17 protein-coding genes are annotated in these 24,865 nt (G+C 35.8%); 14 read left to right on the top strand and 3 right to left on the bottom strand.

What is annotated here, in order from left to right; translation table 11 throughout:
• Positions 1-204 precede the first annotated feature (204 nt).
• Genes RB618_RS22375 through RB618_RS22365 form a run of 3 tightly spaced genes read left to right on the top strand, consistent with a single transcriptional unit; the run spans position 205 to position 2,408 of the window.
• Positions 205-891, top strand: coding sequence for a response regulator transcription factor (locus tag RB618_RS22375; protein WP_308070851.1), 687 nt, complete (start codon positions 205-207; stop codon positions 889-891).
• Entirely contained in the window at positions 881-1,453 is a 573-nt protein-coding gene (locus RB618_RS22370) for a hypothetical protein (RefSeq protein ID WP_308070850.1), read from the top strand. Before RB618_RS22375 ends, RB618_RS22370 begins: the two co-directional genes overlap by 11 nt.
• Positions 1,422-2,408, top strand: a complete 987-nt coding sequence (locus tag RB618_RS22365; RefSeq protein ID WP_308070849.1) for an efflux RND transporter permease subunit — start codon at positions 1,422-1,424, stop codon at positions 2,406-2,408. Before RB618_RS22370 ends, RB618_RS22365 begins: the two co-directional genes overlap by 32 nt.
• A gap of 367 nt (positions 2,409-2,775) precedes the next feature.
• Here RB618_RS22365 and RB618_RS22360 read toward each other — a convergent pair whose 3' ends face one another.
• A complete protein-coding gene (locus RB618_RS22360) occupies positions 2,776-2,994 on the bottom strand; it encodes a hypothetical protein (RefSeq protein WP_308070848.1) in 219 nt (72 codons plus the stop codon).
• 866 nt (positions 2,995-3,860) lie between these two features.
• Here RB618_RS22360 and RB618_RS22355 point away from each other — a divergent pair.
• Positions 3,861-4,784, top strand: a complete 924-nt coding sequence (locus RB618_RS22355) for a hypothetical protein (protein WP_308070847.1) — start codon at positions 3,861-3,863, stop codon at positions 4,782-4,784.
• A 37-nt stretch (positions 4,785-4,821) separates the two neighbouring features.
• Here the strand turns inward: RB618_RS22355 and RB618_RS22350 are convergent, their stop codons facing one another.
• Positions 4,822-5,469 (bottom strand): hypothetical protein, encoded by a 648-nt coding sequence (locus tag RB618_RS22350; protein WP_308070846.1) that lies wholly within the window; start codon positions 5,467-5,469, stop codon positions 4,822-4,824.
• A 185-nt stretch (positions 5,470-5,654) separates the two neighbouring features.
• Between RB618_RS22350 and RB618_RS22345 the strand changes: the two genes are divergently transcribed.
• From RB618_RS22345 to RB618_RS22300, 10 genes are all read left to right on the top strand, one after another.
• A complete protein-coding gene (locus tag RB618_RS22345; RefSeq protein ID WP_308070844.1) occupies positions 5,655-6,356 on the top strand; it encodes an outer membrane beta-barrel protein in 702 nt (233 codons plus the stop codon).
• Positions 6,357-6,367: 11 nt separating this feature from the next.
• Positions 6,368-7,099, top strand: coding sequence for an outer membrane beta-barrel protein (locus RB618_RS22340; protein ID WP_281631300.1), 732 nt, complete (start codon positions 6,368-6,370; stop codon positions 7,097-7,099).
• A 31-nt stretch (positions 7,100-7,130) separates the two neighbouring features.
• Entirely contained in the window at positions 7,131-9,098 is a 1,968-nt protein-coding gene (locus RB618_RS22335; RefSeq protein ID WP_308070843.1) for a T9SS type A sorting domain-containing protein, read from the top strand.
• A 69-nt stretch (positions 9,099-9,167) separates the two neighbouring features.
• Complete coding sequence (locus tag RB618_RS22330; protein ID WP_308070842.1) at positions 9,168-18,992, top strand: SpvB/TcaC N-terminal domain-containing protein; 9,825 nt, start codon at positions 9,168-9,170, stop codon at positions 18,990-18,992.
• Entirely contained in the window at positions 18,982-19,494 is a 513-nt protein-coding gene (locus RB618_RS22325; RefSeq protein ID WP_142479132.1) for a hypothetical protein, read from the top strand. Before RB618_RS22330 ends, RB618_RS22325 begins: the two co-directional genes overlap by 11 nt.
• Positions 19,495-19,542: 48 nt before the next feature.
• Positions 19,543-20,259, top strand: a complete 717-nt coding sequence (locus tag RB618_RS22320) for a hypothetical protein (protein ID WP_308070841.1) — start codon at positions 19,543-19,545, stop codon at positions 20,257-20,259.
• A gap of 103 nt (positions 20,260-20,362) precedes the next feature.
• A complete protein-coding gene (locus RB618_RS22315) occupies positions 20,363-21,517 on the top strand; it encodes an RHS repeat-associated core domain-containing protein (protein ID WP_308070840.1) in 1,155 nt (384 codons plus the stop codon).
• 6 nt (positions 21,518-21,523) lie between these two features.
• Positions 21,524-21,931, top strand: coding sequence for a hypothetical protein (locus RB618_RS22310; protein ID WP_308070838.1), 408 nt, complete (start codon positions 21,524-21,526; stop codon positions 21,929-21,931).
• A gap of 357 nt (positions 21,932-22,288) precedes the next feature.
• Positions 22,289-23,305 carry an RHS repeat-associated core domain-containing protein gene (locus RB618_RS22305; RefSeq protein ID WP_308070837.1) on the top strand — a complete coding sequence of 339 codons (1,017 nt, stop codon included), beginning with the start codon at positions 22,289-22,291 and terminating at the stop codon, positions 23,303-23,305.
• Positions 23,306-23,786: 481 nt separating this feature from the next.
• Positions 23,787-24,224, top strand: coding sequence for an RHS repeat-associated core domain-containing protein (locus RB618_RS22300; protein ID WP_308070836.1), 438 nt, complete (start codon positions 23,787-23,789; stop codon positions 24,222-24,224).
• Between the two features lie 83 nt (positions 24,225-24,307).
• Here RB618_RS22300 and RB618_RS22295 read toward each other — a convergent pair.
• Positions 24,308-24,865: hypothetical protein (locus tag RB618_RS22295; protein WP_308070834.1), on the bottom strand; the 558-nt coding region annotated here is incomplete at its 5' end.

Below are 24,865 nucleotides of genomic sequence, written 5' to 3'. Positions count from 1 at the left end.
TTTTTTGGATGATTTGAAGAAATTGGCTTACAGTATTAAAGGAGGAACGGTTATTCCACCAACATTTAGCATGTTTTGTGGCCTCAGGGTGATTTGAACTATGAACCCTGCTTTAAATAAAAAAAAAGGTTAAAAAAAGCGGTATCAAGTGTTCAGTTTGAATAGAAGACGATGATCCAAATTAAAAATTATAACTTTGCACTAATGAAAATTTTAGTAATAGAAGACGACCAAAGAGTAGCTGAACTGATTCAAAGAGGACTTGAAGAGCAGGGATTTATAGTTACACTAGCTTATGATGGCCTTTCGGGAAAGAAGCTGGCATTTAATAATGACTATAATCTGGTTATCACAGATATTATTTTACCAAAACTTGATGGACTCGATTTAAGCAAAGAAATCCGCAGAACTAAACCAGAGCTGCCTATCATTATGCTGACCGCACTTGGCACAACTGATGATAAAGTGGAAGGATTTGACGCCGGTGCAGATGATTATCTGACTAAACCTTTTGAAATGAGAGAGCTTTTAGTCCGTATAAAAGCATTGTTGAAACGAAGCAATAATACAGTCCATAACATTGGATTTATTCTAAAATATTCTGATCTTGAAATGAACCTGCAGACTAAAGATGTGAAAAGAAATAATTTAGATATAAGCCTTACTCCAAAAGAGTTTAAACTTTTAGAATATATGCTTCAAAATACGGAGCGCGTTTTATCGCGAACAGAAATTGCAGAAAAAGTCTGGGATACAAACTTTGACACAGGAACAAATTTCATTGATATATATATCAATTATCTGCGAAAAAAAGTTGATAAAGACTTTGATAAAAAGCTCATTCATACCAAATCGGGAATGGGATTTATTTTAAAAACAGATGAAAATTAGAAATCGTCTCAGCCTCTTGTTTACATTTATTACGGCCTCTATTTTATTGGCATTTGCTTCTGTTATTTATCTTTCAGCAATAGAAAATAGAGAAAAAGAATTCTATGCTTCCTTAAAAAAAGAAGCGGTTACTAAAGCCAACTTATTTTTAAATGCAAAAGTAGATTCCAAAACACTGCAGAGCATCTATAAAAATAACAGGGCTACTTTGAATGAAGTTGAAGTTGCTATTTATAATACATCATTTAACCTGCTTTATCACGATGCGGTAAATATAGACGTAGTTAAAGAAACGAAACCGATGCTGGATAAAATTATTCAGCAGAAAGAATTGCAATTTTACCAGAAAGACTGGCAGGTAGTTGGTTTAAAATATAAGTTCCAAGAAAAAAATTATGTTATTACTGCGGCGGCTTATGATGAGTACGGTTATAAAAAACTGCAGAATCTGCGCCAAAATATTATAATAGTTTTTATAATATCTATTCTCTTCATATATATTGCCGGCCGCTTTTTCTCAAAAAAAGCATTTGAACCACGGTGCCGCCAATGTAAACATTGAACAGGAGGGAGAACAGGAACAATTGGCAATAGATATTGACCGGCAGCAGGCCGCACGTTTTGGAATTAATGTTGCCGATATTCAGAATATGATTGAAGCAGCGATCGGCGGTAAAACGATTTCTACTTTATATGATGGGACAAAGCGTTACGATATTGTAGTCCGTTTTTTGCCGGAGTACAGAAATTCTATCGATGCAGTAAAAAATATTCTGGTGCCCTCATCAAATGGTGCCTTGATACCAATGGGCCAGCTCGCCAATATACATTTTGTGGAAGGGCAAACGAACATCTATCGTTATGGAAGCAAACGTATGATTACCGTTAGAACAAACATAAAAGGAAGAGATCAGGGAAGTTTTGTAAAAGAGCTGCGACAAAAAGTAGATAAAACTGTAACAGTGCCCAAAGGATACAGTATTATTTATGGCGGACAGTATGAAAATCTCGAAAGAGCGGGAAAACAATTGGCATTTACCATTCCTCTCACAATTATTATGGTCTTTTTATTCCTGTTTATACTGTACAAAAATTTCCAGCATACCATGATAACTATGAGCTGCATATTGTTTGCTTTAGGCGGCGGCATTGTGGCTTTACTCCTTAGAGGGTATTACTTTAATGTTTCTGCCGGGGTTGGATTTGTGAGTATTTTTGGTATTTCTGTAATGGCAGGAGTACTGCTTGTGTCGGCTCTTAACAGAAAAACGATATCTAAAGAGGATTTTCATAACAATGTATTAACGGCGTCAAAAGAGCAATTAAGAGCATTACTGTCCATTCTTATTGTTGCTATTGTCGGATTAGTTCCGGCTGCTGTTTCGTCCGGTATAGGTTCAGATGTACAAAGACCGCTGGCAACAGTAATTATAGGCGGATTGACAAGCACATTGTTTTTTGCACCCATATTAATTCCGCCTTTATATCTTTGGATCAACAAGAAGAAATTGATGTAAAAAAATCTTTATTGGGGATTATATCATAAAAATAATACTATAGTTTTTACCTAATGATAGATGGTGCTCAATCCCATTTTTCTTGAAAACAGTACGGCTTCTATATTTTAAAGACCTATATTGTAGTCTTCCAATGAGTGATCCTTAAGAAGGCTGAGTGGGTTTTTATTATAAATTAATTAAATCGGAACGGGATTTCTCTTGTTCCGATTTATTTTTTTAATATGTTTTGGTGCACGAACCTGCCGTGCCTCCTTTAGGGATTAATCCCCCCGAATCTGCCTGTTCTTCCTTATTGGCCGCTGTTTCTTTTAGGCTGTCCCGCTCCGTTTTTTTTTCTTTTTATCAGAGAGCCTGCAAAGCTGCCCTATCCGTCTATTTTGTCCTTATGGTATGCTTTAAGCCATTTTTCCATTTTATCAAGCAGCTGTATTTCTTCCGGATCTCCCGAAGGGTTGCAAAGGCCTTTGACGGTCCTGTGGTAATTGAATTTTTTGTTTTCAAACTCGCAGGTGAATTTTGGAACCTCGTTGTGCGAGACGATCCATTTATCGGGAGCCGTATTTTTAATTTCAAATTTTTTCATTTTTCATAATCTCCCGAGCAGCTGCAAGCGCTCAGATAGTATTGCTGTTTTATGCTGTTTTTACTGCTTGATGGCAAACTGCAAAATTAGCGGATTATTGTCCTTATTGGATGCTTTAAATGTAGGGATTATTTTTTTGATTGCACAAAAGCGGGCAGAGTTCAGAAGGGCTTGAATAATGGGGTGTTAATAATTCTTGCAGGAGTTTAATTTTGAATGTCCAGCATCGTTAATTATATTTAATATTAGTTTTTAGGAGCTCTTCCCGCTATACGCTCCAATCTATGCGCCGGAGCCCTCGGCGCATAGGATTTGCTTTGCACATGAGCAAAGCGAACTGGCGAAGCAATCGGGGCTAGGGATGCTGCGGGACCTATTTTGCGATGGAGAACTGCATATTTGAAAAGCATAATTGCAGGAACGGTGTATAAATAGGTTTGTAGAAAATTAATATTAAATTGTATTGTTTATTATCAGTACAATCTTAATCTGTTTTATTCAGGACCCGCCTGAAAAATCAGGCACATTTTCGCAGGTTGACCTTTCCTTCGCTGAAGATATTTTTCCACTGTTGCAGACTGTTTTTGCTGATCTGCTGTTTATCGGCCGCAAAGCCTCGCACTTTTATGTTCTATGCAATTCTTGACGGTTCAGATTTTAAAGTTAATGCTGTTTTTTTTCTGATGTTTTTCATTCTGTCAAAAGTTAGCCGCGTTACCCTGCAGCAGCAGCCTTAGCGGTAAAGAAGAAAAAACAGAAGGCAGCAGGCCATCTTGGATTATTATAGTATTTTAGCATCCGCATCTTAATTTTTTCTTTGTCCGCATAGCCGCTCATGGAAGTGCCAAAAAAACGCTAAATTTAAAGTGCTTTTACTAGCCGGCAGTAAGGAGAAATATATGTTAGGGAATAAAAATACCAGCTGTACGCTCAAACAAAAAACAAATATTAAAATGGATAACAAGGGTTTTCATAAATGGCTGCGTGCCAAAAATTGCTTTGAATATTCAGAAATGAATATTGAATTTGCACAGTCAGATGCTGCAATTTCATTGATATATAAGGATACAAGAGGCAAAGCGGCCTTCGAAGAATATTTATGTCATAAAATAGCATTCAAACTTGAACAGATCAATAGGATTTATTCCTTTGAGAATAATTGGTGCGATGAGGAAAAAAAGCACAAAACAGCTGAGGCAGATATGTCCATTGAGGATTTTTATTTAAAAATGAGCGGTTCGGATACTTTTGCGATCCAGCCGATAGAAAATAAATGCGCTGTGAGGATCGAGAATTGGTGGCAGGATTTTAGCGCTGTAATTGATTATGAAAATTTCTCAATCATAACAGATGAAGTCGAGGCAAAGACAATCGAGCCAAAGCTGTCGGAAGATGTCTTTGATTTCAAGTACAAATCAGGAAATGTGCCAAAATCTAATTTTTGGGTCGATACATTGGCTACAGAAGGAATGCAGGCGTCTTTCATTGATTATTTCTGCAATCCGGTTGATATTGACCAGGTTTGCCCGGACAATTACAGCGGCTGGTCAATTCGTCCTGTCATAGAAGGCACCTGGGGCCTGGGCGCTAAAATTTGCATAATAGATGATGCTGATGATTTTAAAACTGTCAGGTTTGACTTTATTGAGAGGAAAATAGCAGATTTTATTGATAAAATAAAACAAATCGTTTTAATTTCCGAGGTTGAAAATATAAAATGCGGAAATGTGGTTTTCAGCAAAGAACAATGGAAAAAATATGTGTTCGAAAGCATTATGCCCGAAATATAAAACCCTGGAGCTAACTCCCGGTTTCTGCTAATGCCTCTTACAGGCATTTATTTTTGTCAAAAATCGCTTCAAGCTGGTCAATCGCCGGTTTTACTTTAAAATCAGTTTTTTCTATAGCTTCTATAATTTTTGGACAGTCCGCGAATGCTTCTTGGGACATTTTTTGAATCAACGAATCTGTACCAATTGCCAAATCGCTTCCTGCTGATTTGGCATAGCCAAAAAACAATTCTTCGGAATTCTTTTTTCCAAAAAAGTAAGAAGTGCTTCCATTGGTAATTACCCTGCTGGTCCCGCCTGCATTAGGTCTGTTGCTGCCTTGCTCTGTGATGTAGCCTATTTTTGCACTTTTATCATAAATAATATACAGCCATCTTTTTTTGCCTGATCTGGAGAATTTTCCGGTTAGAAGATTGGCTGTTGTAGCATACAATCTCTCGGCGGTAAATTTTACATTATCATCATCAACAAATTCGATTTTTTTGATGTCGGCACTCGATATTTTCTCTTTTTTAGCTTCTTCGCTGGTTTTAAATTTTACTTTAGAATCGTTGTATTCTACTTTTTCTGCCAGTCCTTTTTTCATAGTTCCATCTTCCATGTATAAGACCGCCTTAACGTATTTTGCTTGAATTGTGGCGGTAAATAATAAAAGGACTGCTAAAAGTAAAGTCGTGTTTTTCATGTGTTTTTTAAATATTTATAGTAAATGTAATACAATTTATTTGTGATACCCAAGCAAATGTATAAGTAATCCTGAAAATAAATATTACCTGTAATCAGGCATATAATCGGATTTTTTGCTCCTTTTATCGGATTTTTTTAATTGCAAGCTAAAATTAATACATATATTCGCAGAAATTTTTGCTAATGAAAGTAATATTACACTTAATAATTTTTAGTTTTTTTTTTAGTGCCCCAATCTACAGCCAGAACGAAACTAACATTACCTACGGATTAAAATTTGGTATTCTGCATTCCACCTTCAGTAATCTTCCAGAGAGCATAAAAGGGAGAGATAATACTTTTGATAGCAGTGTTATGGAAAGTAAGGGAAAATTTGGCTTAGAAGGCGGTTTCTTTTTAAATTTTAAACTTCATGATACGCGAGTTGCCATTCAGCCGGAAATCTTATTTAGACAGTCAGGAGAAAAAGTGACTTACAAAGATGCCGTTGGAAAAGAATTCGAACTCGGATTAAATTATGCTTTTCTGCAAATCGGTGCTTTATATAAAGTTTATCCTTATGAAGGTTTAAATTTTGGTGCTGGCGCTTTTTATGGCATCAATTTATCTCCCAACGATATAACATACAGTTCCAATGAAGCAGGCGGTATGTACGATGTTGCCACGAGACAGTTTTATAAAGATGGTCTTGATGGAGACGATGATTTTTCGTTGTGCTTTGCATTAGGCTATGAACTTCATAAAAGCATACATTTTGACTTTCGCTATTATCTAGGCGTAAAGGACATGATTAAGAGTAATGCATCATCTTTTCAGTTTATCGAAAATCAAAATAAAAGCAGTGTCTTTTGTTTTTCGTTAGGCTACAGTTTTCATCAATGGTAATTTATAAAAAAATGAAAAAAATTATTTTGCTTCTTTTACTAGTAAGCACAAAATCTTTATTGGCACAGGGTGATCGAGAAATTACGTATGGTCTTTTTGGCGGCGGAATTTATTCTAAAATGTCCAATCTTCCAGATGTGATAGTGCCGAAAGGTATTTATGAAGGCTATACCCTAAAAGAAGAAGGCAAGTTTGGCGGAATGGGCGGTTTCTTTATTAATTGGAAATATCCTTATGCAAAAGTTGCTATTCAGACTGAAATCTCCTATTCAGGTCAGGGAACCGATTTGAATTACGAAGATGTAAAAGGACTCAAATATAAAATGACTTTTGGTTATAGTTATATCAATGTCGGAGCGCAGTTTAAATATTATCCTGTCGAAGGATTTTATATTGGCGTTGGGCCTTATGTAGGATTTAATATTGCTAGTGATAATATAAAATACTCCTCAAACGCACAGGAATTGTTTGCAGATTCTGGTGTTTATTTTGAGCCAGATGCCAATGTTCAGAAAGTATTGAAAGAATCTTTGACGGGTAAAAATTATTTCTACGGAGTTTTATCTGCAGGATATGAATTTGGCAATAATCTTTCTATTGGAGCAAGATACTCTTTGGGGCTTACAGATGCTTTAATGACCGAAGAAAATGGGCATCGTTACAGCGAAAACAAAAATAAAATCAATAGTATTTCACTAATTATTGGTTATTCATTTGACTTTGATGATTTAGGAAATTTCTAAAAAAACATCATCATAAAAATCACTTTAGAATATGAATAAAAGGATTTTTTTATTGGTAAACTTAACAGCATTTCTAATTGTGAATGCTGTCTTTTCGCAGGAAAAAATAGTTCCAGGAGCAGTTTCAGAACCTTTTTTTTGGATTAAATCCAGAAATACGGGAGAGAGTTACTATTGGGAAAGTCTCGTAAACAATAAAGAGGCAAAGGTGCCTGTAAAGAAATACAATGGCGCTGCTTTTAATTTTAATCCCAGTATCGTCATTGATACGGATCAGGATTCTTTAATTGTGCCTCTTGGCTCAGATAGTAAAAGGCGTCAGACACTTTTTATGGTATACAAAGTAAAGGACAGTCTGAAAGAACAATTTTTATGGACGATTAATGATCCTCAAAAAATAATCTCGGCTGCGACAAACAAACGTTTGGTTGACTTAAAAAAATATTCTTACCAGTCTTATCAGGAAAAGATCAAACCTCATAAAGCAAATATTCATTTTTTTCAGCAGAATGTAACTGATAGCGTTGCAAAACTGTCTTCATTAACTATTGGCCAGAAATCAAAAATGGAGAAATTGCCGCCAGAAGATTTTAAAGGAAGCATAAGCGAAATTTTGATTTACAACCGCGTTTTATCTGGTTTAGAAACGCAGAAAGCGGCGAGTTATTTAGCCATAAAATACGGAATTTCACTTTCTCAGTTTGACAATAAAAACTATTTAAACAGTAAAGGAGAAAAGATCTGGGATGCCGAAAAACACAAAGGATTTGCCTCGTCAATTACCGCAGTCGGACGTGACGACGCGAGCGGTTTGCTGCAAACCAAAAGCAGCAATATGATAGAAGAAGGACTGATGACGTTTGAAGTAAAAAGTAAATCGGACAGGATTCCTAATGATTATTTTGCTTTTTGGAGCGATAACGGAAAGAATCTCTTAGTTAAAAAGCAAGAGCAAGGAGAACCAATCGGAGTTTCTAGAGAATGGCAGCTGGATTATGCAAACCCAAGCGATCTTAGTTTAGACTGGACATTTAATCCTGCTTTTATAAAAGGAACACTGCCAAAAGACACTTATTATTGGCTTTTAGTTGATTATTCTGGAAAGGGAACTTATGATGAAAACGATTCAGAATACATTCGTTTAGGAAGCACTGCCAGTACAGAAAAATTGGTTTTAAAAGATTTTGACTGGAATAAACAGAAATCTGGGACAGCAAAATTTACCTTAAAAGTAGCCCCGCAAATGTTCAGCAGAGTTTGGATAACCGAAGCACTTTGTGGCGTTTCAGGATCGGGCGAATTAAATTATACCATTGAAGGCGGAGAAGCTCCTTTTACCGTTACAGTTAAAAAAGAAGGCAGTGTAGCAGTTGTAAAACAATGGAGTCAAGCTGCAAAAAGCCAGACCGGCGTGCAGCTTTCATCAGGAACTTATGATTATATCGTAAAAGACAAAAAAGGAAATCTGTATTCAGAAACCGTATTTGTGGCAGATAAGGAAGGAACTTTTCCTAATCTAAAATCAGATTATCTGCTGACAGATGGAAATGCGCTTCTTTTGGATGCCAGTGCAGCTCTGCCGTCTGGAAATTATCAATACCAATGGTTTTATGAAGGGAATTTTATAGATGACAATCCGAAGATATTAATCGATCAGCCTGGTAATTATGAGCTTCGATTAATAAACGGGCAGGAATGTAAAACGTCTAAAATGATTGCTGTAGCGACAGATGGAAAAGAAATTACAGATTCTAGTATCCTGATTTTATATCCGAATCCAACCCCAGACGGAAAGTTTGCAATTGCGATGCAGTTTCCTAAAAAGTCCGACGCAACGATTCGCATTTATTCTCTGGCGGGATCACTTTTAAAAGAGAAGAAATACAATCAGATCGAAACCTATCTGCATGAAGATAATATAAAAGAACCGTCAGGAATGTATTTGGTTAATGTGAGTTCAGATTTTGGAAATAAGACTTTTAAAGTAATTGTGAAATAACTAGACAAAGAAAGTATTTGTCAAATTCAATAATATAAACCGATTGCCTCAAATCGATTTAATCTACTTATGAAAAATAGAATTATAGTATTGGTATTTTTAATAGGAGCATTTTTGTTTGCCGCTAATATCAGCGAATATAAAATAGCTTTTCTGTTTTCTGAAAACACAGTGGAAGAAAAGGGAGTTTTAGTCTCTGATTCTACGGTTATTCAAAAAAATGAAAATAAAACCGCAAAGTTATTCGCAGCTGATATTAAAGAAGGTATAATTGGGGTTGACAATCCTGAGGATATTGATGATGCCTACGATAATGTTTTTCATTTAAAAGTAGATGAACTTCCCGCACAAAATGAAAACGCTTATTTAGAATACGAATTATTCGGTTACGATCAAGCAGCCTCAATTTCCAGAAGTTTAAACAACCAGCCCAGTATTGGAGGGCAATTTTTGTCTTATAACAAAGCATGGACTAGTCAGTCTGAATTATTATCTGAAAAATCATTGCGAAAAGGAGATAACGTGCTTTTGTTTACAGCGCCTGAAGGAATTGCGAATAGATACAAAATTAAAAATGTACGAATAGTATATAAAAACGGAAATCAGAATTCCAATTTTACGCTTTTAAAAGCAGCTGATAAATTATATATCAAAGGAACTAATTTTCCTTCTCAGTTAAAAAAAATGACTATTGCCGGAATTTCGGTAGATGTCACTCAGCCGGAATTTGAATTGGTTTTGGATGCTGAAAAGATCGGAGAATCTGTCTCAGTTTTAAAAGAAACTGCTTCGGGGGTTATTCTAAATGAAGAAATAAAAGTAAAGCAATTTTCTAATGTAGAAAGTTTCAGACCAATTGAGAGTGCAAAAGAACGTGTTTCAAAAATCATCAATTTTGAAACAGCCAATGCTTTAGAATATAAAGATTTCTTGGCCGTTTTTCCTGCCGGCGCTTTAAAAAATAATGTAAAAGTATCGGTAAGCGGTTTACGTAAAATTGATATTGCGCCATTAAACTCGGCAATGGTAAATGTGACCGCTGTAAATGCAGGTTTTCGTTTACTGCCGCACGGAACTATTTTTGAGAAAGCCGTAACACTTTCACTTCCTTACGATAAAAAAACAATTCCCGAAGGTTATACAGAAAAAGACATCAATGTATTTTATTTTGACGAGAACAAACGACTTTGGCAGGAAGTAACCAAAGATTCTCTTGACATCAAACAGGGAATTATTAAGGCCAAAACAACCCATTTTACAGATTTTATTGCGGGAATTATCAAAATGCCCGAATCGCCTGAAACTTCGGGTTACACACCAACAAGCATTAAAGATCTAAAAGCCGCCAGTCCCTTGGTAGGAATCCAATCTATTGCACCGCCTTCGGCAAACGGAAGAGGAACCATGAGTACAGGTTTTTCCATCGTTATTCCGAATGGGCGAGGTGGTATGCAGCCTTCTTTTAACTTACAGTATGATAGTGACGGCGGACACAGCTGGGCAGGAATGGGCTGGGATATTTCGGCGCCGGCAGTAAGTATTGAAACACGCTGGGGAGCGCCAAGATATGATGCAGTTAATGAAACAGAAAGTTATGCTGTTGCAGGAGAAGCTTTGATTCCGAACTCACATAGAGCAGAATGGATTGCCAGAACTGCTGATAAGCAGTTTTATCCAAGAAGAGAAGGTGCTTTTCAGCAGATTATCCGTAAAGGATCATCGCCTAAAAATTATTATTGGGTCGTAAAAGATAAGAGTGGTGTTGCGAGTTATTATGGAGGAACACAATCCGGACTTGCGGTTAATAGTGTTTTGCAGGACGCAAATGGAAATATCGGACATTGGGCACTTTGTCTTCAAGTCGATTTAAAAGGGAATACAGTGGAGTACGAATACGACAAACGCGATGGCGAATTGTATCTTAAAAAAGTATATTATACTGGTTCTGGATCGCAAAAAGGAAATTACAGTGTCACTTTCGTAAAAAACTCAGATCTTGGTGAAGCAAACCGAACAGATGTTCAGGTTTCGGCCAGATTAGGTTTTAAACAGCTGAACAATCAATTATTACGAAAAATAGAAGTCCGCTACAAAAATGACTTGGTTCGCAGTTACGAATTGAAATTTAAAGAAGGTGCTTTCAAAAAGGCTTTGTTAGAGTCCATTTCGGAATACGATTCAGAGTCTAAACTGTTTTATACGAATAAATTAGATTACTTTGATGATGTTCGTGACACATCAGGAAAATACAGTCCGTTTGGAGCGGAACAAGTTTGGAATGTTCCAAATGATAATTTAAAAAATAGCTCGATTCCGGCTTTCAGCGATGTGCTTTTTTCAGGAAAACACTCTTTAGTCAGCAGTTCAGAAGGAGCTACAAATGGCGTAAGCTACCGTCTTGGAATTGGTTTGGCAACTAATGCAGGAAGTTTGAAAGGCTTTACGGTTGGAGGTCACGGAGGAAACAGTTGGGGATCATCTGATACGGCAGTAAGTCTGGAAGATTTAGATGGTGACGGATTGCCAGACAAAGTTTTTAAGAATAAAAATGGTGTTTATTACCGAAAAAACTTGGCTGGTTCTCGACAATTAGGTTTTGGTGAACTGCAGGAAATTAATATTAGCGATGTTGGATTTTCAAAATCAACTTCATTCAATTGGGGAGTCGACTTAAATCTGAAATATGGAAATATCGGTTACGATCAGCAAAGATCTACCAATAAAACTAAAGCGTATTTCATGGATTTTAATGGAGACGGTTTAGTTGACTTTGTTAAAAATGGACAAGTATATTATAACCGATTAGAGAATGGTGTGCCAACTTTTAGAAATAGCAGTACAGGAACGCCTTCGCCTGTTTTTGGGGGAGGAGATATTACGATTCCAGGTTTTACCACGATTTCTGCAGAAGAAATCGAAAAACAGAATCCGCTTCATGATGTGGTGCGCATGTGGGAAGCACCTGTAAAAGGAATAGTGTCTGTTTCGCATCAATACCAATTAATTGAAGATACCACTCCTGATGGAATAAAAGCGCGAGCAGCGTACGTAAATAATGCAGGAAATGATAAAGCAGACGGTGTTCGTTTGTATTTTCAAAAAGGAAACCAATTGTTTTGGAATGAGGCGATCGGTCCAAAAGATTATGCCATTAAAACGAAACAGAACATTGGAATTGCTGTAGAGAAAGGAGAACGACTCTACTTTAGGGTAAGTTCGGTAAAGGATGGAAATTTTGATGCTGTAAATTGGAATCCTGTTGTCACTTATTCGCAAGTAAAACGTTTTGACCGCGGTTTAAGTGGAAATGTAACGGAGAGCGATTTTATAATTCCTGCCACTTTAAATGATGTCAATGGGTATTCTTTGGCTTCATATAATGCAAATGCAGATTTTTTCAGCAGTTCTGTTGCAGGAAAAACAGTTGCTGCTGCTGGAAATGTTGTATTAAAAGGAATCTTAAACAAACCGGTAACATCAGATCATATTAAATTGGTTATTACTAAAACCTATTTGGAGCAGACCAATCCAGCTGTAGTTGTTTTTGAAAAGACTTTTTTAGCTAATGAAGTAGCATCATTTAATTTAGCGTCAGTAAATCTTCCTGCATTTGAAGCCGAAACGCAGATTAGTTTGGCCCTTCGAACCGAAACCAACATCAATTGGCAAACTATTTCTTTTGCTCCAACGGTTACAGTGCCAGCTTATGCAGGTGGTGTTGCAGAAGAAGTTCCTATGGATGTTTCACATACTTTATACAATAAAAGAGAAGGAAATTATAATATTCCAGGAATAACTTCAACAGTAAGCGGAAAAGTAAAACTGAGCATATTGCCACAGGATTTAGTGTTGGCGACACCTTTCCAATATCCTGGAAATATTAATAATTATAATGGAGATGTAATTATTTCGGCTAAACAAAACAATGTTTTATTGGCACGCAATCGTTACAGAATCACAGCAGGAACTATGGTTTTAGCGAATAATACCTTTGATGATGCGGTCAACTATCCTGATGCTGTTTTACGAACTCCAATTCAATTGGAAATGACGGTTTCTAATGCGCAGTCGATTACCATTATTAAAAACTATCCAAAAACCAATGCCTTAAATATTCAAGTTCAAATTACCGATTTTAAAGATGTTGCAGATCTAACAGATGATATAGTTTTAAACACCACGACAGATGATTTTGCCATTTATAGTCTTTTAAACGCTGATGAAAGAACATTCGGTTTGTCCCATCGTCAATGGGGCGGATTTGTTATTAACGGAAATCTGGCTTCCAATACTATAGACCAGAATCAATTAAAACAATCTGATGCTTACAATACAGAACCTGATTTAAACAATACAGATCCTGATAATTATGATGGTAAAGGATATGAAATTGCTGACAGTTATTTTGTATCATTAAATCCGTCTTACAGTAAATACAAATGGGAAGGTCTGGAAGAAGGAATTTACATTAAAGGGCAAACCATCGGAACATCGAGATTAGGAGAAGATGATATTGCCGATTATACCGATTTTACTCTTCCAAATCTGCAGGGAGGAAGCACTTCTGCTTTAGATATGATTAGCGAAAGTAAAAGTAAAAGTATTTCTGGGGGAGTTTCTGCAGGAGGTTCAGCAAGTTTTGGATACAGTAAATCTATAGATGGAGACTCGTATATGACCCAGACCATGAGCGATTTTAATGGTGACCGCTTTCCAGATTATATTCGTGGAGGAAATATACAATTGACAGCGCCTGTCGGGAAAGTTTCGGACCAAATCGTAAATATTGGAGATAATTTCAGCCATTCTAGAACAAGCTCTGAAGGACCAAATTTTGGCGGAAGCTACAGTCACGGTGCGCCATCCAACTCTATGAGTGTTACGGTAGCAAAATCGAAAGTAAAAGCAGATTCAGCAAAAGAAACGGCCTCAAAAGAAGCAGAAAAAGGAGGGAACAGCATTTCTGTGAGTGCTTCACAGGGTAAAGGTGAAGACCGTTCTGTACTGATTCATAGCGATATTAATGGAGATGGATTGCCAGATAAAATAACAGAGTCTGGAGATGTATTTTTAAATACAGGTTACGGCTTTTTGCCAGCAGAAAAATGGAACCTTGCGAGTATCAACAAAGGAAATTCTACAGATTGGAGCGCAGGTTTAGGATTCAGCATTAAACAGGGATCCATTTCTGGAGGAGCTAATTATGCCAGATCGCAGTCAGATAGTGATGAATCTTTTATGGATATTAATGGTGACGGACTTGCAGATAAGATTAGATATGTAGGCAGTACAATGCTGGTTTCTTTAAATTTAGGAAACTCGTTTGATACGCCGGTTGTATATCCGAGATTTCCGGAAATGAGCCAGAATAAAGGGGTAAGTTATGGTCTGAATGCCAATGTCTCAATTGATATTATTGCTTGGCTATTGCGTATTACGCCTACCATTGGAGGAAGTAAAGGATGGAGTACCAACCGTTCTGAAGGCACTTTTATGGATATTGATGGAGATGGAAATTTAGATTATGTGGTTTCGAAAGATGATGGTCATTTAACAGCACAGTTATCCAATATCAAAAGAACCAACAAATTAAAAAGCGTTAAAAACGGTGCAGGAAATAGTTATACAGTAGATTATGAACTGTTGAAACCAAGTTACGAAAACCCTTCAGCGAAGTGGGTTTTACAAAGTGTTGATGTTTTTGACGGACATACTGGTGACGGTATCGATCATTCTATTGCAAAATTTAGATACGAAGACGGTTATCAGGATCGTCGTGAAAGAGAGTTTTACGGATTCGGAAAAGTAACTCAGGAACAGATTGATGCTGCGGATAATTCGGTTTTTATGACCACAGTGCAGGAATTTTACAATCAGGATTATTTTAGAAAAAACCTTTTAAAATACAGCTACACTTTAGACAAAAATGGAAAAATGCGCCAGGAGTCTGAAAATGAATATAGTTTTATAGATGTGGCAACACAGGCGAGCGTTCCCATTTCAGAATTGAACTTGCCTTCTTGCGATGCCAAACGTATTTTTGTTGGACTCGTTCATGCCAATCAGAAAGTCTATGAAGGCGGTAGCGATTATCTGGAAACGAATACTTTTAATACGTATGATGCTAACGGAAACATTATTCAATACGAAGATTTAGGCAACGGTGCCGCGGCTGATAAAGTAACCGCAAAAATCAGTTATTACGAAAGTACAACGCCTTATTATGGTGGTATTCCAAAACAATTAGAAGTATTTACAGCCGATGGTCTGCGCCGTAAAAGAGCGACAACCATCAATACGACAACTGCCGAAGTGACGCAGATTAAAAATTACGCATCAGCAGATAAAATTGCAGTGACTAATATTGAATATGATGGATACGGAAACTTGCAGAAAATTACAGGTCCTTCAAATCACAAAGACCAGCGTATGACTTTAGAATATGTATACGATGCAGAAAATCATCAGTACATGACGGAGATTAAAGATGCTTTTGGTTATCAAAACAAAATGGAATACAATTACCGTTTTGGAGTACCAGTTAAAACAACAGACCGTAACGATCAAAGTACAGATTATACTTTGGATGCAAAAGGCCGTATTGCAACGATTCGTGCACCTTATGAAATTGCTTTGGGTAAGTCCTATACGATTGCTTATGAATATTTTCCCGATGCGAAAGTGCCGTATGCCAAAACCAGAAATTACGATCCAGAATTGGACAAAGACATTGAGACTTATACCTATACAGACGGATTAGGAAGAGCTTTGCAGGTTAAAAAAACAGCAAGTTTGTTTACCGCTGCAGGAAGCGCCGATCAAGAAGCGCATATTATTTCTGGAAAAATAATTTATGATGGATTAGGAAGAGCCATAACCAGTTATTACCCAACCACAAGTACAACTTTAGACAATAATTTCAATACGGCAGTTTCTACTGTCGCACCAACGAAAACAGACTATGATGAGGTAAACCGCCCCATAAAAGTAACCTTGCCAGACGGAAGTTCCAATACTACAGTTTTCGCTTTGGAAAGTTATGATGGTCTTCCAGTATTAAAAACTACACAAACCGATGCATTAAACAAAACCAATACGACGTATACCGATGCTACAGGACAGAATGTAGCCAGTATGCAAAACGATTTGACAACGAAATTTGATACTAATGCATTAGGCGAAATGATCAAAGTTACCGATGCCATGGATCATATCACCAAAAGTACGTACGATTGGCTCGGAAGACGCATCGAATTTACGCATCCAGATGCGGGAACAACGAAAATGGAATATGATTTAGCAGGTAATTTGACTACTCGTATTACACAAGACATTAAAAATACAGTTCCTAATGGTGGCGCTATACAATACGTGTACAATTACAACCGTTTAGAGAGTATCAAATATCCTAAAAATCCGCAGAACAACGTGCAGTACAATTATGGTAAAGCAGACGGCACACCATCTCGCCGAGGCAGATTGTGGTTTGTACAAGATGCCAGCGGTGGTCAGGAATTTTTCTATGGTAAACTAGGAGAGGTGGAAAAAGAAATTCGAACCCTCCGTATTACACCTACAGATATACAGACTTATATTTCGCAATACGAATATGATACTTGGAACAGAATCCAGAAAATGACTTATCCAGATGGTGAAGTGGTAGAATATACCTATAACCGCGCAGGAAACCTGCAAAGCATGCAGGGTAAAAAAGAAAACCATACCTACGATTACATCAAACAATTAAGTTATGATGAATTTGAACAGCGTAAATATCTAAAATACGGAAACGACACCGAAACCAATTATACCTACGATCCTGTTATGCGCAGATTACAGCAGTTGCAAGTGCAAAGCGGTTCTAGACAAGTCATGAACAATGCATATGGATACGATTTGGTAGGGAATGTTTTGAGCATAAAAAACACCGCTCCAATTGTAAACAACACATTGGGAGGAATCTCTTCGCACGAATACCAATACGATGATTTCTACCGTTTAAAATCGGCAAAAGCGTCTTACCATGGAGAGTTTACCAAAGCCAATTATGAGCTGAATATGAGCTATAACAAAATGCATAATATTACCAAAAAAGATTTGGTGCATATTGTAAATAATGAGCAGAAAGGCTATGTATTAGACTATAATTACGACAACGAACTGCACCCAAATGCACCAAATAAAATTGCAGAAGCAGGAAAAGTACAGCCAAGAGAATATGTGTATGACGGAAACGGAAACCCAACAAGCTATACCGAAGAAAAAAGCTTCAGAAAAATGACTTGGGACGAAGAAAATCGTTTAATGGGAATTAACGATAACGGAAGAATTCACCAATATACTTATGATGCGGGTGGAGAAAGAGTAATAAAAAGTTCAGGCGATTCGCAGAATGTAGCCATAAACGGTGAAACTGCAGCAACCATTGTTCATACAGATGATTACACAGGTTATGTTTCGCCATATTTTGTAATAAGCAAAGGGAAATTTACCAAGCACTATTTCGAAGGAGCAGGACGTATCGTGAGTAAACTGGGGAACGGAGCTTTTGCACAGCCTTTAAAACTAACAGCAGGAGGAGTAAATTACGGCAAGCTTACAGCAGAACAGCAAAAAGCATTAGACACCTATGTGAGGAGTTTAGGATTGCCTCCCGGACCTCCAACGCAACAAGGCATTTATGCCACGCCAGAATTTACAGGTGATCCTTATCCTAGTGAAGTTTTAAAACCGGTTGAAGAAAACCAAGAACCGCCCGAAGGCTGGCCAAGAAATCCAGTTTTCAATGCACCTGGAGATGTGCCAGGACCACCAGTACAATTTGGCCCGCCTATAGAACCAGAAATCGTAAAATCTGGTGAAGGTTTTACAGGAACAGGAATGCCAGAGAATGATATTTTCTATTTTCACCCGGATCATTTAGGAAGTACTTCGTATATTACAACCAAAAACGGTTCTATTTCGCAGCATGTGGAGTATATTGCATTTGGGGAGGTTTTGTTTGAGGAGCATAGTTCTACTTTTTCAAGTCCTTACTTGTTTAATGGGAAGGAATTAGACAGGGAGACGAATTTGAGCTATTATGGGGCTAGGTATTATGACGCGAAGACTAGTTTGTGGTTGAGTGGAGACCCATTAGCTGAAAAATATCCTAATGTAGGTGCATACGTTTATTGTTTGAATAATCCGATTGTTTTTGTTGATCCCGATGGAAAAGATCCTATCACAGGTATAATAGACGCTGTATCGAGTTTTGCATTAGATGTAGGTATGGATTACTTTGGAGGTATGTTAATTGAAGGTAAGTCATCTCAAGAAGCATATAATGATATCGGGTGGGCTTCTGCTACATGGGGGGCAGTTGGATCATATGCGATTTCATCTGTTACTCCAACTGGAACAGCTACCGCTATTAAAATCCAAAAATTTGCTAAATCAAGAGCAGGTAAGATGATAATAGGTACAGTAACTAAAATGACTACTAAAATTATTGATAATTACAGTAAAGGTAAATATGACACAGATGGGCATTTTGATATGGATAAATTAATGGAAGGTGAAGATGGGTTAATGAATATATTTTTAGAGTCATCAATTGAAACTTTAGTTGAACAAGGGTTTGGCAATAAAGCAGAAGAAATGCTAGGCAGTTTGAAGATTGAAAATAAGGCTTTAATACGTAAAGTAAATAAAATGCTAAATAAAGTTGAAAATGGCGAATCCCCTACCAGAATTAAAAATTATTTTAAAAAGGTAAAAGAACAAGGAAACAAAGCATTAAAAGGTACAAATAACCTTTTACGACAAAAGACAAAAGATGCTGTTCAAAAAGGAGCCATTTCAAAAAAAGCAAATCAATATAGAAAAGATAAACAAAAAGAAAATGATAAATAAAATTTTAAAGAGTAAATGGATTTATTTTTTACTGCTAATAGGTATAGTATTATATCTACGAGACAATCAATTAATATTAAACCCTCCTAAATATATTTTTTGGATATTATTCTCATTATCCTTTATTATATTATCTGTATTAGAGATTAAAGATAAAATTAAAATAACAAAAAGCATTTGGGACTATTTTTTCGTAATGATAACGGTTTCTTTTTTTTCCATTTATATCGCTTTAATTTTAAAAATTCCAATCAATGAATATATAATATTTAAAAGCCAGAATGAAATTTTTGAAAAAAAATGTAAAATATCAAATTATATTTCTGGTCGATCAGATAGATTACTTTTTTATTTTGATGATAAAGTTTATAGTGTAGGATTTCAAAATCATAAACATTTGGAGAGAAAAAATATTATTGATAATTATTTATTAAGAGTAGAATACAAAAGATCTATTTTTAATACTTATGTAGTACAGGAATATGAGTTAATTAAAAAATAGAATATAGAGAAGACATTAAATTATTAATAACACAAAAAACAAATCTAAATGAAAAATTTTATTCTTTATTTTTTCTTCTTTTTTGCACTTCAGATTAATTCTCAATCTTTTGAAGGCAAGCTTGAATACGTTGTAAATACTACTACTTTAGGTGATACTTTAATAAATGGGATAAGTAAGAATAATTTAATTGAGAATTTGAAAAAACAAGGTGAGATACCAGTTGATACAATAACTTATATGTTTACAAGTAAAGGTAACTTTCTTAATATTTATAAATATAAGGACATAGAGATTATAAATACATATTTACAAAAGAATAATTTGCTTTATCGATTTGTAGACAATTCAAGTATTGTCTCTGCTGTAGATGTTTCAATAGATTTGGAAGAAATACTGGGAAATGAACCTATTATTACAAAAAAAGAGAAAAAAGAAATGGTAGGAGAGATTAATTGCTCTATAGTTGAAGTGGTATGGAAAACAGGGGTTTATCGATATTATTATGCTGAGGGACTTTTGAGTGTAAATCCAGATCTTTTTAAAAATTATAAATATGATCAATTTTATGAATTTCTTAAAATTTCTCACTCATTACCAATAAAACTTGAGAAACTGGTATATAATTTTTATAAGTCAGTATATGACTTAAAAGCATATAATAATGAGCATATTGATGAAGAATTGTTTGTTTTGCCAAAAATGAAGGAAAATAAAGAGCTGGGTAGCATGCAATCAAATAAAAAGATTTTTATAATTAAATAGTTAATAATTTACTGATTCTGAGTTAATGGTATGAGTTTCTAAAATTATAACTAAAATAAAAGAGAGTCAATAATTTAAAGATGAGCAGTAATGCTCATCTTTTTTGTTTCAATATTTCAATGCGCCGGGCGATGTGGCAGGACCGCCAGTACAGTTTGGTCCTCCTGTAGAACCTACAACCGTAAAAGGTGGAGAAGGATTTACAGGAACTGGAATGCCTGAAAATGATATTTTCTATTTCCACCCGGATCATTTAGGAGGTACTTCGTATATTACAACCAAAAATGGAAGCATAAGCCAGCACGTGGAGTACATTGCTTTTGGTGAGGTTTTGTTTGAGGAGCATTCGTCTAGTTTTTCTAGCCCTTATTTGTTTAATGGCAAGGAGTTAGATAGGGAAACGAATTTGAGCTATTATGGGGCCCGGTATTTGGATATGAAGACTAGTTTGTGGCTTAATGTTGACCCACTCGCACTTTATAATCCTATGTTTGAGGATGAGTTTTATTTTGATGGAGATCATAATGATGGAGTTTATAACTCTGGAAATTTATCAAATTTTAATTATTGTTATCAAAATCCTATCAAATATGTTGATCCAAATGGTAAGCAAAATGTAGCAGGAGTTTTATTGGGAGCTGTAGTTGGTGGAGGAATTGAATTAGGGACACAATTACTTTCTGGAAAATCTCTAGATCAAGTAGACTGGGCCGATGTTGGAATTGAAAGCGCTAAGGGAGCTATGATAGGATTTAATCCCGCATTAACAGGAGTTGCAGAGACTGCTGCTATTGCTCTTAAATCTACGACTGATTATACTAATGAAAAAGGCTTTAAAACTATAGGGGGAGTTATTGGTGATAAAAAAGATATTGGAGAAGTTGTGTATGATGCAGGAGCAGATTTTATAGGTGGTAAAATAGGTGATTTTGGTATGAAAAAAGTTGGTAAAATGGCTGAAGGTTCTGTGAAAAAAATGATAAAAGCAGAAACAAAAGCGGTTAAAGAAGTCGTTAGGGCTGAAAACAAATTTATAAAAGCAACTAAAGGAGGTACAAAATTTACTAGCGATGCCTCCAAAAGAGCTGTAAAAAGATTAGATGTTGCCAATTCAGCCGCAACCGTAGCAAGAAAAAAGACCGTTAGAGCACAAATGATTAAAGGTACTATTGATTCTCCTGTTGGAGGAGCAGCTAAAGGTGCTGCACAAAATACAATGACAGATAAAATAAAAGATTTTTTTGGTATAGGAAATTAATAAATTATGAAAAAGATAAATAATTATAAGACAAGCGTTAATATGCAAAAAAAGATAGAGATTCAAAGTGTACAGAAAATGAAAAAAAGAGATTATATAAAGTTGTTTCTTATTTTATTTGGAATAGCTTTAATTTTTGCTTTCTTTTTTAGTAAAATGGATAAAAAACGTAAAAATGAGCATAATTTGATAAAATCTGATTATAAAGTAACGAAAGGGATAATCACAAAAAAGTTCGTTTATAAAGGAAGTACAATTAGTGTTAAATTTAAGATAGGAGATACTATTTATGAAGGTAGTGATGCCTTGGATATTGGCAAAGACAAGAAAGTTGGAGATTCTCTATTGATTAAGTATTATCCGAAAGACCCTAATCTTTTTATTACTGAAGTAAATTCAGAATGGGAGAATTAATGAGATGAATCGGAAACTCCTCGCTCCCATACGAATTCTTTCGTGTGGTGCAAAGATAATCGATAGAGAATAGCTAAAAATAGAACCTCGCAAGTTGCGAGGTTTTTTGTGCTTTATAGTTAGGCTTATTATTTTCCTCCAACACAACAAGGTATTTATGCCACGCCAGAATTCACAGGCGATCCATACCCAAGTGAAGTTTTAAAACCCGTAGAAGAAAACCAAGAACCGCCAGCAGGCTGGCCAAGAAATCCAGTTTTCAATGCACCGGGCGATGTTCCTGACCCGCCAGTACAATTTGGCCCGCCTATAGAACCAGAAACCGTAAAATCTGGTGAAGGTTTTACCGGAACAGGAATGCCAGAAAATGATATTTTCTATTTTCACCCGGATCATTTAGGGAGTACTTCGTATATTACCACCAAAAACGGAAGCATTAGCCAGCATGTTGAATATATTGCTTTTGGAGAGGTTTTGTTTGAAGAGCATTTATCATCTTTCTCTTCACCTTATTTGTTTAATGGGAAGGAATTAGACAGGGAGACGAATTTGAGCTATTATGGGGCTAGGTATTATGACGCGAAGACTAGTTTGTGGTTGAGTGTTGATAAGATGGCGGAGAAAATGCCTAATTTTGGAACTTTTGTTTTTAGCTTTAATAATCCTATAAAGTTTGTAGATCCAGATGGTAATACGCCATATCCTATAACAATAAGATCATTTGCTCCATTTAAACATTTTGGAGGTGGATTTCATGGTGACGATAGAAGTTTTTCTACTAATCCAAATGCTTCGGCAAGAGTACATCAGAAAATTAATTTTGATACAGATAAAGAAAATATTAGTCTTAGAACGTGGAGCTCTAATACTTATCATACTGCCGCACCTTCAATAAAAGCTACCGCAAGTCCATCGGGTACTTTTACTTCGGGTTTTGGTGTTTACAAAGAAGGTTCTGATAAAAATTTCACATTTAGTACTTCTTATTCAGGAGCTAATCCATTAACTCCTGGTGCACCAAATATAGATGTATCTGCAAGTTTTTATATTAATGAAAATAAAGAAAAAGGATTTTTATCAATAAGAGGAAATTTAAAGGGAGATAATTTTCCTAGTACTGAGGCATTTATTACTGATCCAAGCGGGCAAAGTGTCTTTATTGGAGTAGGGTATTATGAAGGAAGTCCATTTTCAAGTCTATGGGGTAAAAATGAAAGACCAATTTCTGAGTTTAGTTTTAATATTATGATAGATAAAAAAGGTAATTTTACTGGTGTGCAATCTACTGATGGTAGCAACAAGGTGTATAGTTTAAAGGAATGGAACGCCCTTTTTGAAAAGGCAGACCCACATAAAAATGAAAAGAATGAATAAAATGAAAAAATTAGTAATTTGTTGTCTAATAAGTTTTTTAGTTATTTTTCTATTATCTTATTTATCTGGATTTAACGATGATATTTTTAGAGAAAAATATTATGAAGGAATATGGTATAAAGATTTAATAAATTACTTTATATATTACGTAATGTGGGTTTTACCATATTGGTGGCTTATATTACTGCTGGGGAGTATGATTTCAGGCATAGTCATGCTTTTATTTGTAATAGTTTGTAACAGAATATTCTATTATTTTAGATCTCGATCGCGCTGATTTGGAACTCGATCGCATAGATTTGCAATCTGTGCCCGAGAAGTAATTTCGTCAATAGTAGTTTGATAAGGAATTACTCTGCATTTTAATGTTTTTAGATGTTTTATTATTTTATTATGAAGCGCTAATGATATACATTTTTAAATTTATAACTCATTAAAAAAGAGTGAAAATTATCAAATTATAACTTAGAGATGAGCAGTAATGTTCATCTTTTTTGTTAGAAAATCTGGAGAAGGTTTTACCGGAATAGGAATGCCGGAAAATGATATTTTCTATTTTCATCCCGATCATTTGGGAAGTACTTCCTATATTACAACCAAAAACGGAAGCATTAGCCAGCATGTGGAGTATATTGCTTTTGGGGAGGTTTTGTTTGAGGAGCATAGTTCTACTTTTTCAAGCCCTTACTTGTTTAATGGGAAGGAATTAGACAGGGAGACTAATTTGAGTTATTATGGGGCTAGGTATTATGACGCGAAGACTAGTTTGTGGTTGAGTGGAGACCCATTAGCTGAAAAATATCCTAATGTAGGTGCATACGTTTATTGTTTGAATAATCCGACTGTTTTTGTTGATCCCGATGGAAAAGATCCTATCATAGGTATAATAAAAATTCTTCATATAAATATGTTTTTGTAAAATAGCAGCCGTTTTTTTTTTATATTAAGCCAATTGCCCAAATCCAGTGCAGCTGCCGTCTGCAGCGTTTTCTTGTCAGCAGTTTAGCTGCCAGCCGCTCTTTTTTTTATTTTTTTTGCCGCATTGATCTCTATACAGCCAAGGGCGAAGATAATTGCGGTTTCAATCAAAAAATAGGCCCTCCCGATGAGTGTCAGCAAATGCCAGCATTTAATCACAAGACCGATTGCCAGGATGCAGTAAAGAAGGTTAGCAGCGCCGATAAGGCTTATGAAAAGCGCCCGGCGCCCTTTTAAAAACAAAAAGCAGGCGGCCGAATAAATGCCAAAACAGACTGCTATTGCCCAAAGGCAGGCCAATGCAGCTTTTGGCATTCCAAAATATCCGCTGAAGTGCCGCCATATTGCAAAGAGGAACAATGCTGTCAAAACTGCCCCTAAAGAGTCAATAAGGAAAAGTTTCCTTGGGTTCTCTGCCAGATGGCCTATAAGATTGTTTAGTATTTTATTCACTTGAAATGTTGTTGTTGTTGTTGTTGTTGTTGTTGTTGTTGTTGTTGTTGTTGTTGTTGTTGTTGTTGTTGTTGTTGTTGTTGTTGTTGTTGTTGTTGTTGTTGTTGTTGTTGTTGTTGTTGTTGTTGT

This window comes from Flavobacterium sp. LHD-85 (assembly GCF_030929595.1).
GTDB lineage: Bacteria > Bacteroidota > Bacteroidia > Flavobacteriales > Flavobacteriaceae > Flavobacterium.
This window is presented reverse-complemented; position numbering and strand designations above follow the sequence as displayed.